This is a genomic window from Pseudomonas kurunegalensis (genome assembly GCF_030291635.1).
Lineage (GTDB): Bacteria > Pseudomonadota > Gammaproteobacteria > Pseudomonadales > Pseudomonadaceae > Aquipseudomonas > Aquipseudomonas monteilii.
Genome location: NZ_CP127871.1, coordinates 859753 through 875271 on the forward strand (window position 1 = coordinate 859753; position 15519 = coordinate 875271).

Genomic DNA, 15519 nt, shown 5'->3' on the forward strand with positions numbered 1-15519 from the left:
AGGCCCGGTCCCTTGATGTGTGCGATTGTGAATTGTTCTCAATTCTATGCGGGGATGATGGCGTGGAGCAATGGTATGCCAGGAATTAGCCGCGCAAGAACCGGCGTTTGCCCGATGAACGGCTGCGCTAAGCTGGACCTGCAATCGACTTGATGGAGGTGCCATGATTCTGGCCGACCTTTCGCCGCAGGCCTTGCGCGAGGCCACCGATTACCTTGCCGCGCTCGATCCGGACTGGTCGCGGCACGTCGCGGCGACCGGGCCGTGCCTGCACCAGGCCACGCCGGGGCGCGAGCCTTATGAGGCACTGGTGCGGGCGATTGCCTACCAGCAGCTGCATGCCCGCGCCGCAGAGGCGATCCTTGGCCGGTTGCTGGCGCTGTTCCCGCAGGACGCGTTCCCGTCGCCGGAGCAGTTGTTAGCGCTTACCCCGGAAACACTGCGTGCCTGTGGTTTTTCGGCGAGCAAGATGGCCACTGTGCAGGGCATTGCTCAGGCCCGCCTGGACGGCCTGGTGCCGACCCAGGAGGAGGCATTGGCCATGGCTGATGAAGCCCTGATCGAACGCTTGGTGGCATTGCGTGGGGTAGGGCGGTGGACAGTGGAGATGCTGCTGATCTACAGCCTGGAGCGGTCGGACATTCTGCCAGTGGACGATTTTGGTGTGCGTGAGGGCTATCGACGGCTCAAGGGGCTGGAGAAGGCGCCAACGCCTGCGCAGATGCGCTCGCTGGGTGGCGGCTGGCGGCCGTACCGCACGGTGGCCGCCTGGTACCTGTGGCGGGCCTGAGGCTTTCGCACCGCCTGTGCCGGCCCTTTCGCGGGTACAAGCAACAACATACTCGGAAATCAAAGATGAACGCCTACACCACCTCTGACCAACGCTGGCAAGCCGTAGCGTCCCGCGACACCGCCGGCACCGGCCACTTCGTCTACGCCGTGCGCACCACCGGCGTCTACTGCCACCCCGGTTGCAAGTCTCGCATGGCCAAGCGCAGCAACGTCGAGTTCTACGACACCCCCGTTGCCGCCGAAGCGGCCGGTTACCGCGCCTGCAAACGCTGTATCAGCAAGGCCAGCACCTCCCGCCACAGCCTACTGGTCACCCGTGCCTGCCGCCTGATCGAAGCCAGCGACCCTGCACCCAGCCTCAACCAGCTCAGTGCGCAACTGGCCGTCAGCCCCTTCCACCTGCACCGATTGTTCAAGGCTGAAACCGGCGTCACCCCCAAGGCCTATGCCACCGCCTTTCGCGCGCGGCGTGTGCGTGCGCACCTGGAAGACGGAGAGCGTTCAGTCACTGACGCCATCTACGATGCGGGCTACAACTCCAACAGCCGCTTCTACGAAAGCGCCGGTCAGCGCCTGGGCATGCGCCCCCGGCAATTCCGCGCTGGCGGCACAGGGGCAACGATCCATTTCGCCATCGGTCAGTGTTCACTGGGCGCGATCCTGGTGGCTCAAAGCGAGAAGGGGATTTGCGCGATTCTGCTGGGCGACGATCCCGAGGCCCTGTTGCAAGACTTGCAGGACCAGTTCCCCAAAGCCCGTCTGATGGGCGGCGACAGCGCCTACGAACAGCTGGTTGCCGAAGTGGTGGGCTTCGTCGAAGCCCCGGCGCTGGGCCTGACCTTGCCGCTGGATGTGCAGGGCACGGCGTTTCAGGAGCGGGTGTGGCAGGCCCTGCGCGAGGTGCCGGCCGGCAGCCGGGTCAGCTACACTGACATCGCCGAGCGCATCGGTGCGCCCAAAGCGGTGCGTGCAGTCGCCATGGCCTGCGCGGCCAACCACATTGCCGTGGCCATCCCGTGCCACCGGGTAGTGCGTCGGGACGGTGACATCAGCGGCTACCGTTGGGGCGTCGAGCGCAAACAGCAGCTACTCAAACGAGAGACGGCACTCTCCTGATGGCTTGAAGCCGCGTAGAATCCCCCGCCAAATCGAGTTGTAAAGAGGAATATTCGATGAGGCGTGTCAGCCTTGCCCGTTATTGCGCAGGCCTTATGGTCCTGCTGTTGGCGCTTGCCAGCCCGGCGTGGTCGGCCCCGGCCACGCCATTGTCCAACCTGGCGGCAGCCGAAGCGCCAGCGCTGGATGAAAACGCCAGCATCGAGCAACTGAGCGACCGGTTGGATCAGGTCCGTCAGGGCGTCACCAGTGAGGCCAACGACGACCTGCTGTCGCAATTGCGCCTGGCCGCGATGCAGGTGCAGCGCCAGGCGGACGCCTTGAGTGCGCAGCGCACCACCGATGTGGAAAAGCTCGACGACAAGCTGAAGGTGATTGGCCCGGTCCAGCCGGACGAGGCCGTCACCCTGACTCAGCAGCGCAAAGCCCTGGAGGCCGAAAAAAAGGCGCTGGTGGCTCAGCAGGATCAGGCCACCAAGCTGACCCAGTCAGCACGTGACCTGTCCACGCAAATCGTCAACCTGCGCCGCAGTCAGTTCAACTCGCAGATCACCAGCCGTGCGGCCTCACCACTGAGCCCGGCGTTCTGGCAGAGCATCATCCGCCCCACCCAGGACGACGTGGCGCGCCTGCGTGACCTGCGCGGCGAGGCAGCCGATGCCATCAGCAGTGCCTTCAGCGCCGAAAACCGCTGGCTGTTCATTACCAGCCTGGTGGCGGCGATTCTGGTCTGGACCCTGGTGCGGCGCGTGCTTGAGCGGTTGCTGGCCAGCGCCATGGTGGGCTGGTTACCTGAGGGCCGTCTTCGCCGCAGCGCCTTGGCCCTGGGCGTCAGCCTGGCAACCCTGGGCACCATCGCCGGTTCTGTTTCGCTGCTGCGCTGGGGGCTGGAGAGCAGCGCCGAGCTGGGCAGCGATATTGCCAGCCTGACCAACCACATTCTCGCCCTGGTGGTGTTCAGTGCCTTCATCACTGGCCTGGGCCGCGCCATGCTGATGCTGCAGCGCCCGTCCTGGCGGCTGCCGCCGATCCACGACGAAGTGGCCAGTGCACTGGGCTGGTTCCCCAAGGTGCTGGCATTGGCACTGATGGTCATGATGACCATGGAGCGCATGAACAGCGTGATCGGCGCCAGCCTGGCGCTGACGGTGGCCGTCAACGGGCTGACCGCGCTGGTGGTGGCGTTCATCTTTGCCGGCGCGTTGCTGCGTTACCGCCGCACCCTGCGCAAGCATGACCTGGAGCGCCCCACGGGCCTGGCCGGGCTGATCCCGTTCGTGATGGTCATCTGGCTGTCGTTGATTCTGCTGGCGCTGCTCGCCGGTTACCTGACGCTTGCCTACTTCCTCACCGCCAAGTTGCTGTGGGTCAGCCTGGTCGTCACCTGTGCCTACTTGCTGACCACGTTCTTTGGCGACCTGTGCGAAACCCTGTTGTCGCCGCGTCAGCCCGGTGGCCTGGCGCTGGCGTCTACCCTGGGCCTGGCGCCGCGCCATCAGGCTCAGGCCAGCACCATCCTGGCCGGCATCGGCCGCACCATCGTGCTGTTCCTGGCGCTGTTGCTGGTATTGATGCCATCGGGCACCAGCCCCAGCGAACTTTTGCTGAGCCTGGGCGACTGGGACGGCACCGGCGGCAAGCTGCTCGGCAACCTGAACATCGTGCCGCAGGACATTCTGCTGGCCCTGGCGATTTTCTTCGGTGGGCTGTTCGCCATTCGCGTGGTCAAGCGCTGGCTGAGTGATCGCCTGCTGCCGGAAACCGACATGGACGCCGGCATGCGCGCCTCGCTGGTGACCCTGGTGGGTTACCTGGGCTTCCTGTTCCTGGCCATGCTGGTGATGTCGACCTTGCGCATCAACCTCACCAGCCTGACCTGGGTCGTCAGTGCCCTGTCGGTCGGTATCGGTTTCGGTTTGCAGCAAATCGTGCAGAACTTCATCTCCGGCCTGATCCTGCTGACCGAGCGCCCGGTAAAGGTGGGCGACTGGGTGAGCCTGGCAGGTGTCGAGGGTGATATCCGCCGCATCAACGTGCGCGCCACCGAGATCCAGATGTCAGACCGTTCGACGGTGATCGTGCCCAACTCGCAGTTCATTTCGCAGAACGTGCGCAACGTGACCATGGGCAATGCGCTGGGCGTGGTCGGTATTACCCTGACCTTGCCCCTGGAGACCGATGCCAACCACGTGCGTGAACTGCTGTTGGCGGCGTACCACGAGCATGAGGCGATTCTGGATGCACCGGCTACGTCGGTGTCGTTCAAGGACCTGACCAGCAGCGGAATGGTGATTGGCGTCAGTGGTTATGTAGGGAGCCCGCGACAGGTATCGGGTACCCGCAGTGACCTGCTGTTCACCATTCTCGGGCGGTTGCGCGACGAAGGCATTCCCCTGTCATCGCCACAGAGCATGGTGCTGGTGCAAGAGGGCGCTCGCCCCGCTGACGAGTCGGTGTAAAGAGCGGGGGCGCCAAGCGCCCCCGACCTCAATGCTGCTTGGCCTGCCTGATCCGCAGCAAAATCACCAGCAACACCAACAACACTGGCGGCGCCATGGCCAATAGCCCATCCCGCGCCGTCAGCCCCAACCCCAGCACATTCAGCCCGCCATACAGCAGCTTGAACAGGTTCAGCAGGTAGTAGGTGATGGCGATGATCGACAGCCCCTCCACCGCCCGCTGGATCTTTACCTGGGCATCAGCGCGGGCATTGAGGCTGTGCAGAATGCCGGCGTTCTGTTCTTCCATCTCCACTTGCACCCGCGCCTGCAGCAAGTCGCCCAGGTTCGCCACGTTCTTCGCCAATTGTTCCAGCCGCTGCTCGGTGGCCGCGCAGTAGCGCACGGTCGGTTTGAACCGACGTTCGATGAACACCCCCAAACGCTGGCAGTCACCCACATGGCTCTCCCGCAGTTCGCCCAGGCGTTCGAACACCAGTTGTGCATAGGCTTGGGTGGCGCCGAAGCGGTGGCGGGTTTTTACCGTGCGGCTTACAACCTGGCGTGACAGGTGGGCAATGGCTTCCAGCAGTCCTTTGGAGTCATGCCCTTCACCCCCGGCACTGCGCTCGGAAAGGGTGACCAGGGTTTTGTCGAAGGCATCCAGTTCCTGGCTCAGGGCCTTGGCCGTGGTCAGGGTGAGCGAGGCCATCATCCGGTACGTTTCGATCTCCAGCAGGCGGCGGATCATGCGGCCTTGGCGGTAGGCATTGAGGCGGCGGTTGATGAACAGGAAGCGGTTGGTGCCGTCCTCGGTCAGGCGGAAATCACTCCATACCACCGCATCGCCACCACCGACGCACGAGCCGCAGGGGTCTTTGAAACCGTATTGGGGCAGGTCCAGGTCTTGCTCGTCGCGTACCAGCACCTGCACGGCGTTGATCACCTGTGCCGCCTGCGGGGCGATGGCCTCGGCCAGCACGGGTGGCAGGGCTTGCCACTCGGTATCGGCAGCCGTGCAGGGCACTACCAGTGTCAGGGTGAAGAACTCGGTGTGCCGTTCCCACTTGAACGGGTGGCCGTCCAGTCGGGTGATGCCTTGGGCTGCCGTTGTGTCCAGGGCATCCGGGCAGCAGCGTTGCAGCAGGGCCGCACAGGCAGCATCACCGCCGAGCAGGGCCTGGTGGAAGACATGCGCCGGGCCGTCGAAATACAGCGACGGGCGGGCGTGCAGTTCGTTGTGCAAGGCGGTGCGTTGAGGGTGCATGGGTGGTCCGGCCTGGTGTTGTGATTGTGGGGGTACCAGGAAGTGGGACTTTGCGGGGGGAGGGGAAAGTCACGCGGGGGAGGGTTTGTATCGCGAAAAGGGCCGCAGCGCGGCCCCTGCAGTATCAGCCGAGGCACCGCGTCACATGCTTGACCGACTGGTAGGCCGACAACCCCCAAGGCCCCAACTCACGGCCGATCCCGCTGCCTTTGGTGCCGCCCCACGAGGTTTCGACGAACACGGCCTGCACCGAGTTGATCCACACATGGCCAACTTCCAGCGCATCGGCCACGCGCTCGGCACGTTCCAGGTCAGCGGAGCAGACGGTGGCTACCAGCCCGAAGCGGCTGTCGTTGGCCTCGGCAATCGCCTGTTCCTCGCTGGCAAACCGCCGTGCACACAGCACCGGCCCAAAGATCTCCTCGCTCCACAGGCGGCTGTCTTTTGGCACATCGGCATACAGCGTCGGGCTGACGAACCAGCCGTCCCGGTCCAGCGCCTTGCCACCGGCCAGGCATTGCAAACCTTCCTCGCGTGCGGTGGCAAAGTAGCTGGCCACCTTCAGCCATTGTGCCTGGCTGGTCAGCGGGCCCATGTCGACTTCTTCGGTCAACGGGTTACCCACCCGCAAGTTTTCCAGTGCCGCCTGCAGGCGCGGCAGCAGCGCATCGGCAATACCGTCCTGCACCAGCAGGCGCGAAGTAGCCGAGCACATTTGCCCGGCGTTCCAGGTGATGCCGGCGACGATCCATTCCACTGTCTGGTCCACATCGCAATCATCGAACACCACGATGGCCGACTTGCCGCCCAGCTCCAGCGTTACCGGCCGGCACTGCGCCGAAGCGCTGCGCATCACCTGGCTACCGACGCTGTTGCTGCCAGTGAACGACAGCTTGTCCAGGCCGTTGTGGTTGCTCAACGCAGCGCCAGTCTCGGCCTTGCCATTGACGATGTTCAGCACGCCAGCCGGCAGGCCCAGGGCATCGGCGATCTGGCCGTAGGCCTGCTCGATAAGAGGGGTGACTTCCGACGGCTTGAGCACGACGGTGCAGCCAGCGGCCAAGGCCGGGGCGAGCTTCCAGGCGCTGGTCACCAGCGGGAAGTTCCACGGCACGATCAGGCCGACTACACCCACCGGCTCCAGGCGGGTACGGGCAGTGAAGCCGGGTACGGCCAGTGGCACATCGCGATTTTTCGAGGGCAGCTGTTCTGCCAGTTCGGCGTAGTAGGTGAAGGTGGCGATGGCGTCGTCCAGGTCGATTTCGGCCTCATGGCGCGGCTTGCCGTTGTTGCGCATCTGCAAGGTGATCAGCGCTTCACGGCGCTGCCCGAGCTGTTCGGCAAAACCGCGCAGGAAGGCTGCACGCTCGCTGGCGCCGGTGCTTCTCCAGGCGGGCAGGGCGCTACGGGCGGCGGCCACGGCCTGGTCGACCTGGGCAACGCTGGCAGCCATGAATTCAGCGAACGGTTGCCCCAGCGCAGGGTCGTTGACGCTGATGCAGTCGCTGCCCTGGCCTTCGACCCAGCGGCCGGCGATATAGTGGGAAGTGGTCATGGTCGGTTTCCAGTCAGGCCATTTCGGCAGTGGTCACGGGCGTGTGCGTGGTGCTTTTGCAACGCACCCAACGCGGGCCTTGAGGGCCATACACGCCAGCAGGTTCAGGGAAAAGGTTGAGCAGCAGCAGGTACAGCACGCCAGCCAGGCCCAGGGTGACCGGCAGGCTCAGGTCGATGCCGCCGGCCAGGTCGCCCAGTGGGCCGACGAACTGCCCCGGCAGGTTGACGAAGCACAGGCCGACCGCCGCGCTGGGGATCCACGCCCCCATGCCGCGCCAGTTCCAGCCGTGCAGGAACCAGTAGTGGCCACCACGCTGGCCGCGGGTGAACACCTGCAGGTCATCGGCGTGGTAGAAGCCGCGGCGGGTAATCAGGCCGAGGATCATGATCACCATCCACGGGCTGGTGCAGGTGATGATGAGTACCGCAAAGGTCGACACGCTCTGCACCAGGTTGAAGGTGAAACGGCCGACGAAAATGAAGCCGATCGCCAGTACACCGATCAGCAACGTGGCGCCGGCGCGGCTGAGCAAGCGTGGGAACACGCTGGACATGTCCAGACCAGTGCCATACAGCGCCGTGGTGCCGGTGGACATGCCGCCGATCACCGCAATCAGGCACACCGGCAAGAAGAACCAGGTCGGTGCCACGGCCAGCAGGCCACCTACATAGTTGTTGGCGGCGATGTAGTCCGGTGCCTGGGTTGCAACCAGGGTGGCCGTGCACAGGCCGAACAGGAACGGAATCAGCGTGGCGCCCTGGGCGGCAATCACGGCCAGCATGATGCGCGCCTTGGGCGTCTCACGCGGGATGTAGCGTGACCAGTCGCCCAGGAAGGCGCCGAACGACACCGGGTTGCTCATGGCCAGGATCGCTGCACCGACGAAGGCTGCCCAGAAGCCCGCCTGGCCCAGGTTGACGCTGCCGGCGTAACCGGCATCGAACGGCCCGGCAAAGGCGACGATACCCAGCAGGAACAGCAGGCTCGAAGCCCACACGGCAATCTTGTTGACCCACAGCATGAAGCGGAAGCCGAAGATGCACACCACCAGCACCAGCACCGCGAACAGGCCGTAGGCCAGGCCCAGGGTAAGGTCGGTTTCCGGCAGGCCGGCCAGGCGCTTGGCCCCGCCGATCAAAGCATCGCCCGAGCTCCACACCGACAGCGAGAAGAACGCCACCGCCGTCAGCAGCGACAGGAACGAGCCGACGATACGCCCATGCACGCCAAAGTGTGCGCCAGAGGACACTGCATTATTGGTGCCGTTCAGTGCCCCGAACAGGCCCATTGGTGCAAGGATCAGCGCGCCGACGGCAACGCCGAGCAGAATCGCCCACACACCCGCCTGGAACGACAGCCCGAACAGCACCGGGAAGCTGCCCAGCACGGCGGTAGCAAAGGTATTGGCACCGCCGAAGATCAGGCGGAACAGGTCCAGCGGGGAGGCGTCGCGTTGATCGTCGGGGATCTGTTCGACGCCGTTGGTCTCGATACCGGTCGAGTGGCTCATGGTGATGCTCCAGCGCGGTTGTTGTAGCCTGCGCAGTGCGCGGGCCTTCTTGTGGGTGCGATGGCAGGGCGGCAGGGCCGCGTAAAAAGATGATCAGGCCGGCGATACGACCGACAGGTGTTCGTGGCAAGCCAGCCACTGTTCGCCGTGGCGGCGGAACACGATAGTTTCGCGCTCGCTCAACTGGTGTTCTTCACCGGCGATGCGGATATGGGTGGCCACATCGTGCATGAAGATCGCCACATCGCCTTGCAGGCTCACCTGGGCATTGCCCGACTCGCAGGCGAGCACGGCAAAACCCTCGGCCTGCCACTGGGCCCAGAGGTCTTCGTAGGCACGGCGCGACAGCAGCGGTTGCGGCAAGGTATGGAAGAGGAAGGTGGCGTCTTCGCTGAAGCAGGCGAAATAGCGGGCGGTATCGTTGCTGGCAAACGCGGCGACGAGGTCGGCGGCCGCCTGCCGTACCTGGAGAGTCTGGTCCACGGGAGTGGCCTCACGGTTTTTGTGATTATGGTGAAGCGATTCTGGTGGCGGTTGGCGAGGGGAAAAATCGCTGGCGGCAAATAATCAGTTCAGGAATTTGTGAAGTGATGGCAAAGCTTCCTTTGCCCCCGCTTAATGCGTGGATTAAGGTGTCCTCAGCCGTGGCATTCAGCAGTCGGAATGCATCCTTCCAAGGCCGGCATCGTTCTCCACTCCCTCAGGTTGCAGGCAATGAGCAATTACCAACCACCGCTAACGGTGACACCCCGCATTCTGGCCCTGGTTGCCGAAATCAGTGAGCAAGTGGGGTTATTGACTGCCTACCGCAACGCAACGCTGACGCCGCAACTGCGGCGAGGCAACCGTATTCGTACCATTCAGGCATCGCTTGCCATTGAGAACAACACCCTGAGCGTGGAGCAGGTAACCGCGTTGCTGGATGGCAAGCGGGTATTGGGGCTACCGCGTGAAATTCAGGAGGTCCGCAATGCATTCGTTACCTATGACGCGATGCCTGGCTGGAGCGCTGAGTCCCAGCGTGACCTGCTTGCCGCACACGGCATGCTGATGCATGGCCTCATAGATGACGCTGGCCGTTACAGGCGAGGTGGTGTAGGCATCTATCGAGGTGCTCGCCTGCTGCATATGGCGCCGCCTGCCAGTCGTGTGGCTACGCTGGTGGAGGACCTGCAGCATTGGCTTGTGAATAACAACTGGCACCCACTGATTACCAGTTGCGTATTCCACTACGAGTTTGAATTCATTCACCCGTTCGCCGACGGCAATGGCCGGATGGGGCGGCTGTGGCAGACGCTGCTGCTCAGTCAGTGGCGGCCGGTGCTGGCGTACTTGCCGGTCGAAACGGTTATTCGTGAGCAACAGGACGCGTACTACGCTGCGCTGGCTGCTGCCGACCAAGCTGCTGAAGCAACCCCGTTTGTCGAATACATGCTTGAAGCGCTGCTGCAGGCGCTTATTGAAGCGGAAGGGAGCGATCAGTCGACCGACCAAGTAACCGACCAAGTAACCGATCAAGTAGCTAGCCTGCTGAGCGTGCTACCTGCTGGAGTTGCCTTGAAAAGCAGTGAACTGATGCAGCGACTTGGCCTATCGCACCGGGACACGTTCCGCAAAAGCTATTTGTACCCGGCTTTGGCGGCTGGATTGATTGAAATGACAGATCCTGAATCACCTCGTAGTCCTAAGCAGCAATATCGACGAGCTCCAAAGTAGGCTGGCGCCTGCCCGTGGCAGGGCGCAACTGTCATCTGGCTGCAACGATTATTCAGCAACATTTCTGCCATCTCCCCGTGCCTCATGGCGAGTTCGAATGGGCCATCCCGCGCTGCACCTGCCACAGGACCACGACCTGTTCGGCCTGCTCTACGCCTTCGCCTTCCGCCCCGGCCAGCCCGGGCGTGAAATCGATTCGGCGCAGTTGTTGCGCACGCTCGGTCAGCCACTGGAGCCCGGCGAGTTTCTGTGGGTACACCTGAACCTGGCCCACGCCGCCTGTGAGCGCTGGTTGCGCACCCATTTGCAGTTGCCCGATGCGTTCTTTGAAACCCTGCGCGAAGGCTCCCGCTCGACCCGCATCGAACACGCCGACTCGGCACTGCTGGCCGTGGTGAACGATGTGGTGTTCAACTTCGGCCTGGTGTCGTCGGACATTTCCACCTTGTGGGCCTGCGCCAGCAGCCAACTGCTGGTGAGTGCGCGCTTGCAGCCCTTGCATTCGGTGGACAAGCTGCGCTCGTCGGTCAAGCAGGGCGAGCGTTTCCGTTCGTCCATCGAGCTGCTGGTGCACCTGCTGCGCGACCAGGGTGATGTACTGACCCAGATCGTGCGCGAAACCACCACCAGCGTCGACCGCATCGAAGACCAGTTGCTGTCCCAGCGCCTGAGCGACAACCGCGCCGAGCTGGGTAGCATGCGCCGGGTGCTGGTGCGCCTGCAGCGCCTGCTGGCGCTGGAGCCGGGGGCGCTGCTGCGCCTGCTCAACCGCCCGCCCGAGTGGTTGCAGGAACAGGACATACGCCAGCTGCGTGCGGCCACGGAAGAGTTCACCCTGGTGATCAGTGACCTCACTGCCCTGGGCGAGCGGATCAAGCTGTTGCAGGAAGAAATCGCCGCCAAGCTCAACGAACAGACCAACCGAACCCTGTTCACCCTGACCGTGGTCACCGTGCTCGCGCTGCCAATCAACATCATCGCCGGCTTCTTCGGCATGAACGTCGGCGGGGTGCCCCTGGCGGAAAACCCCCATGGCTTCTGGGTGCTGGTGGCCCTGGTGGCGACCTTTACCGTGCTGGTGGGGCGTTGGGCGTTTCGCAAGCGCCGTGAATACTAAGCCGAGCCGACTGACGGTCCCTTTCGCCCTGCATCCTTGCCTACGCTGATACTCCCAACCCGCTGAAGCAAGGAGATCCGCCATGGCCTTCCAATACAAGCGTCTGGACAAGAACAACGCTGCGGTGCTGCTGGTCGACCACCAGACCGGCCTGCTCTCGCTGGTAAGGGACATCGACCCCGACCGCTTCAAGAACAACGTGCTGGCCCTGTCCGACCTGGCCAAATACTTCAAGCTGCCGACCATTCTCACCACCAGCTTCGAGACTGGCCCCAACGGCCCGCTGGTGCCGGAGCTGAAAGAGCAGTTCCCCGACGCCCCCTACATTGCACGCCCCGGCAACATCAACGCCTGGGACAACGAAGATTTCGTCAAGGCGGTAAAAGCCACTGGCAAGAAGCAGCTGCTGATTGCCGGTGTGGTCACTGAAGTGTGCGTGGCCTTCCCGGCACTGTCGGCGCTGGAGGAGGGCTTCGAGGTGTTCGTCGTCACTGACGCCTCCGGCACCTTCAACGAACTCACCCGCGACTCCGCCTGGCGGCGCATGGAGGCTGCCGGTGCACAGTTGATGACCTGGTTCGGCGTGGCCTGTGAGCTGCATCGTGACTGGCGCAATGACATTGAAGGGCTGGGCACCCTGTTCTCCAACCATATTCCGGATTACCGCAACCTGATGACCAGCTACAACAAGTTGGCCAAGTAGGTTTTTTGGGGGCTGCACCGCAGCCCCCTCTCAACCGGCAAGCGAAGCGGCAAACCGTCATGAATCGACCATACTGACTCTTCATTCCCCTTCAGGAGAGTGTCATGTCGAAGCCGTCCAGGAAGAAACCCACCCAGGAAATGCCAGAAAAACTGGGCGGCAAGGCCTACGAAAAAGCGCTCAAACACCTGCATGTAGAGCTGGTGAAGCTACAGGAGTGGGTGGTCGCCAAGGGCCTGAAGGTGTGTATCGTCTTCGAAGGCCGTGACGGTGCCGGCAAGGGTGGCACCATCAAGGCCATCACCGAGCGCGTCAGCCCACGGGTGTTCCGCGTGGTGGCACTGCCCGCACCAACCGAGCGAGAGAAGACCCAGATGTACCTGCAGCGTTACCTGGGCCACCTGCCCGCTGCGGGCGAAGTGGTGATCTTCGACCGCAGCTGGTACAACCGCGCCGGGGTCGAGCGGGTCATGGGCTTCTGCTCTGACGAGCAAGTGGACAAGTTTCTGACCGGTGTACCCGTGTTCGAAAAGGTCATGGTCGAGTCGGGGATCATCCTCATCAAGTACTGGCTTGAAGTCAGCGCCGAAGAGCAGACCCGGCGCCTGCAGGACCGCATCAATGACGGCCGCAAGCTGTGGAAGCTGTCGCCGATGGACCTCAAGTCGTACACCCGCTGGGATGATTACACCCAGGCGCGTGACGACATGTTCCAGGCATCGGATACCGCCTGGGCACCGTGGTTCATGGCCCATTCCAACGACAAGCGGCGCGCCCGGCTGAACATCATCAGCCATCTGCTTGGCCGCATTCCCTACAAGGACATCACCCGCGACCAGCTGGTGAAGCTGCCCAAACGCGGCAAGATCGGCAAGTACAAGGCTGTGGCCTATCCGTTCAAGGTCGTCGAAGAACGCTTCTGACCCCCTCCCTGCGGGGAGCTGCGAAGGTACGAGCTCATGCCACATGACGGCAGCCTGTTGCAGGCGACGGTGGTGTTCCTGTTGGCCGTGGTGCTTCTGGTACCGCTGGCACAGCGCCTGAAAATGGGGGCGGTACCGGGTTACCTGCTGGCGGGTATCCTGATTGGTCCTTCGGTGTTCGGCCTGCTCGACAACCCGGACAACGTGGCGCGGCTGTCGGAAATGGGCGTGGTCATGCTGCTGTTCGTGATTGGCCTTGAGCTCTCACCCCGGCGTCTGTGGACCATGCGCCGGGCGCTGTTTGGCGTCGGCAGCTTGCAGGTGGGGCTGACTGCGGTGCTGCTTGGGCTGCTGGCGTACTGGCTGTTCGACCAATCGAAACCCGCTGCCATCGTGCTGGGCCTGGGCCTGGCGCTGTCGTCCACCGCCTTTGGCTTGCAGGTACTGGCCGAGCGCAAGGACCTGGGCAAGCCGCACGGTCGCCTGGCGGTGGCCATCCTGCTGTTTCAGGACATTGCCGCCATTCCCTTGATTGCCGTGGTGCCGCTGCTCGGGGGTGATGTCAGCACCGCCGACGAAGGGGCCTGGCCAGTGCTGGCCGTGGCTGTCGGCATTGGTGTGCTGATTGTCTTTGGTCGCTATCTGTTGACCCCGGTGTTCAAGTGGACGGTGGGTTCGGGCTTGCCCGAGCTGTCGACGGCCACGGCCTTGCTGGTAGTGCTGGGCACCGCCTGGCTGATGGAGCACGTGGGCGTGTCGATGGCATTGGGGGCATTTCTGGCCGGCGTGCTGATGGCCGAGTCGCCATTTCGCCACGAACTGGAAACCCAGATCGAGCCGCTCAAAGGCCTGCTGCTGGGGCTGTTCTTCGTTGGCGTGGGCATGAGTGCCGACCTGCGCCTGCTGTTTGGCATGCCACTGATGGTGTTGGGCCTGACCGTGTTGCTGGTCGCCATCAAGCTGCCCTTGCTGTATGGCCTCGGGCGTACGGTTGGCGGGCTCAACAAGGCCCAGGCGTTGTGCCTGGGCGTGGTGCTGGCCTCGGGTGGCGAGTTTGCCTTCGTGGTGTTCAAGCTGGCGCTGGAACATCAAGTGCTGACTCGGCAGGTGCACGACGTGCTGGTGCTGGCCATTACCTTGTCGATGGCGGTGGTACCGCTGGTGATGATGGCCTTGGCGCGGCAGTTACGGGACGACAGCCCCGTGCAGGCAAACCCGGAAACGAGCGACTGAACCGTGGCACATGACGAACTGAATGTTCGGAGGTGAAGCATGCAACCGGGTATCAAGCTGGACAGCGCCCTGTCGCGGGGCTTGCTCGATGTGCTGATCAAAGCCGGCCTGGTGGCTGCCTTGGTGATCTTTGCCTTTCAGGTGTTCCAGCCATTTCTGGAACTGATGCTGTGGGCGGTTATCCTCGCGGTCACCCTGTACCCGTTGCATTGTCGCCTCCAGCGCCGTACCGGCCTCAAGCAGGGGTATGCGGCGACGCTGGTGGTGGTGCTGGTACTGGTGGTGCTGCTAGTGCCGATCTACCTGGTGGTGATGTCCATCGGCGAATCGGTGGACAGCCTGGTGACGTTGCTCAAAAGCGGAGCCTGGAGCGTGCCGACCCCACCTGACGCCGTGGCGGCGTGGCCACTGATCGGGCCGAAGGTGCATGCCCTTTGGTTGGCGGCCTCCGAAAACATGGCCAGTGTGCTGAACCAGTGGATGCCCCAGCTCAAGGGCGCCGGACGCACGGTGCTGGGGGCTGCGGCCAGTGCCGGGGGGGCCTTTTTGCTGTTCATCGGTGCGATCATCATCTCCGGGGTGATCATGGCTTTTGGTGACCGTGGTGAAATCGCGGCACAGCGCATCGCCATGCGGGTGTCGGGTGAGGAGCGGGGCAAGCCATTGGCCAAGTTATGCACCGCGACCATTCGTGCGGTGGCCCAGGGTGTGATCGGCATTGCGTTCATCCAGATGCTGCTGATCGGCGTCGGCTTCGTGGTCAAAGGGGTGCCAGGGGCCGGCATGCTGGCCATCGTCATCCTCATGCTGGGGATTGCCCAGGCGCCCGCTACCCTTGTCACGGTGCCGGTGATCATCTATGTGTTCAACGTCGAAGGCTTTACTGCCGCGACCATCGTGTTTGCCATCTACACCTTCGTTGCCGGGTTGGCCGACAACGTGCTCAAGCCGCTGCTGCTGGGGCGAGGGGTGGACGTGCCGATGCCGGTGGTGCTGATCGGCGCGCTGGGCGGCATGGTGGTCAAAGGGATCATCGGCTTGTTCATCGGCCCGGTGATCCTTGGCGTCACCTACGTGTTGTTCTGGCAATGGGTTGCACTGCAGGTGCCGGAGCAACCGGCACCACCTGCTGCCTGAGCCAGGGGC

13 protein-coding genes are annotated in these 15519 nt (G+C 63.4%); 9 read left to right on the forward strand and 4 right to left on the reverse strand.

Annotated features, from left to right (window positions below; all coding sequences use genetic code 11):
- The first annotated feature begins 163 nt into the window (after positions 1–163).
- The 3 genes from QQ992_RS03900 to QQ992_RS03910 all read left to right on the forward strand — a co-directional run bounded on the left by QQ992_RS03900 (position 164) and on the right by QQ992_RS03910 (position 4367).
- Complete coding sequence (locus QQ992_RS03900) at positions 164–790, forward strand: DNA-3-methyladenine glycosylase family protein (RefSeq protein ID WP_286112261.1); 627 nt, start codon at positions 164–166, stop codon at positions 788–790.
- A 65-nt stretch (positions 791–855) separates the two neighbouring features.
- Entirely contained in the window at positions 856–1908 is a 1053-nt protein-coding gene (ada, locus tag QQ992_RS03905; protein ID WP_286112262.1) for a bifunctional DNA-binding transcriptional regulator/O6-methylguanine-DNA methyltransferase Ada, read from the forward strand.
- Between the two features lie 56 nt (positions 1909–1964).
- Positions 1965–4367: a DUF3772 domain-containing protein gene (locus QQ992_RS03910; RefSeq protein ID WP_286112263.1), complete on the forward strand. Its 2403-nt coding sequence runs from the start codon at positions 1965–1967 to the stop codon at positions 4365–4367.
- A 28-nt stretch (positions 4368–4395) separates the two neighbouring features.
- On the opposite strand, the gene QQ992_RS03915 is transcribed toward QQ992_RS03910, so the two are convergent.
- The 4 genes from QQ992_RS03915 to QQ992_RS03930 all read right to left on the reverse strand — a co-directional run bounded on the left by QQ992_RS03915 (position 4396) and on the right by QQ992_RS03930 (position 9164).
- Positions 4396–5613: a DUF3422 domain-containing protein gene (locus tag QQ992_RS03915; protein WP_286112265.1), complete on the reverse strand. Its 1218-nt coding sequence runs from the start codon at positions 5611–5613 to the stop codon at positions 4396–4398.
- A 124-nt stretch (positions 5614–5737) separates the two neighbouring features.
- On the reverse strand, positions 5738–7168 hold the full coding sequence (locus QQ992_RS03920; protein WP_286112267.1) for an aldehyde dehydrogenase family protein: 1431 nt from the start codon (positions 7166–7168) through the stop codon (positions 5738–5740).
- A gap of 13 nt (positions 7169–7181) precedes the next feature.
- Positions 7182–8681 carry a purine-cytosine permease family protein gene (locus tag QQ992_RS03925; protein ID WP_105945602.1) on the reverse strand — a complete coding sequence of 500 codons (1500 nt, stop codon included), beginning with the start codon at positions 8679–8681 and terminating at the stop codon, positions 7182–7184.
- A 93-nt stretch (positions 8682–8774) separates the two neighbouring features.
- The gene (locus QQ992_RS03930) at positions 8775–9164 is read right to left on the reverse strand and encodes a YybH family protein (protein WP_198748916.1); all 390 of its coding nucleotides are present in this window, start codon (positions 9162–9164) and stop codon (positions 8775–8777) included.
- Between the two features lie 231 nt (positions 9165–9395).
- Between QQ992_RS03930 and QQ992_RS03935 the strand changes: the two genes are divergently transcribed.
- The 6 genes from QQ992_RS03935 to QQ992_RS03960 all read left to right on the forward strand — a co-directional run bounded on the left by QQ992_RS03935 (position 9396) and on the right by QQ992_RS03960 (position 15510).
- Entirely contained in the window at positions 9396–10397 is a 1002-nt protein-coding gene (locus QQ992_RS03935) for a Fic family protein (RefSeq protein ID WP_119368813.1), read from the forward strand.
- A gap of 97 nt (positions 10398–10494) precedes the next feature.
- A complete protein-coding gene (locus tag QQ992_RS03940) occupies positions 10495–11514 on the forward strand; it encodes a transporter (RefSeq protein ID WP_286112269.1) in 1020 nt (339 codons plus the stop codon).
- Positions 11515–11596: 82 nt separating this feature from the next.
- Entirely contained in the window at positions 11597–12217 is a 621-nt protein-coding gene (gene ycaC / locus QQ992_RS03945; protein WP_010951959.1) for an isochorismate family cysteine hydrolase YcaC, read from the forward strand.
- Positions 12218–12321: 104 nt separating this feature from the next.
- On the forward strand, positions 12322–13140 hold the full coding sequence (gene ppk2, locus QQ992_RS03950; protein ID WP_119368814.1) for a polyphosphate kinase 2: 819 nt from the start codon (positions 12322–12324) through the stop codon (positions 13138–13140).
- 36 nt (positions 13141–13176) lie between these two features.
- Entirely contained in the window at positions 13177–14373 is a 1197-nt protein-coding gene (locus QQ992_RS03955) for a monovalent cation:proton antiporter-2 (CPA2) family protein (protein ID WP_119368815.1), read from the forward strand.
- A 39-nt stretch (positions 14374–14412) separates the two neighbouring features.
- Positions 14413–15510, forward strand: a complete 1098-nt coding sequence (locus QQ992_RS03960; RefSeq protein ID WP_019098863.1) for an AI-2E family transporter — start codon at positions 14413–14415, stop codon at positions 15508–15510.
- The last annotated feature ends 9 nt before the right edge of the window (positions 15511–15519 follow it).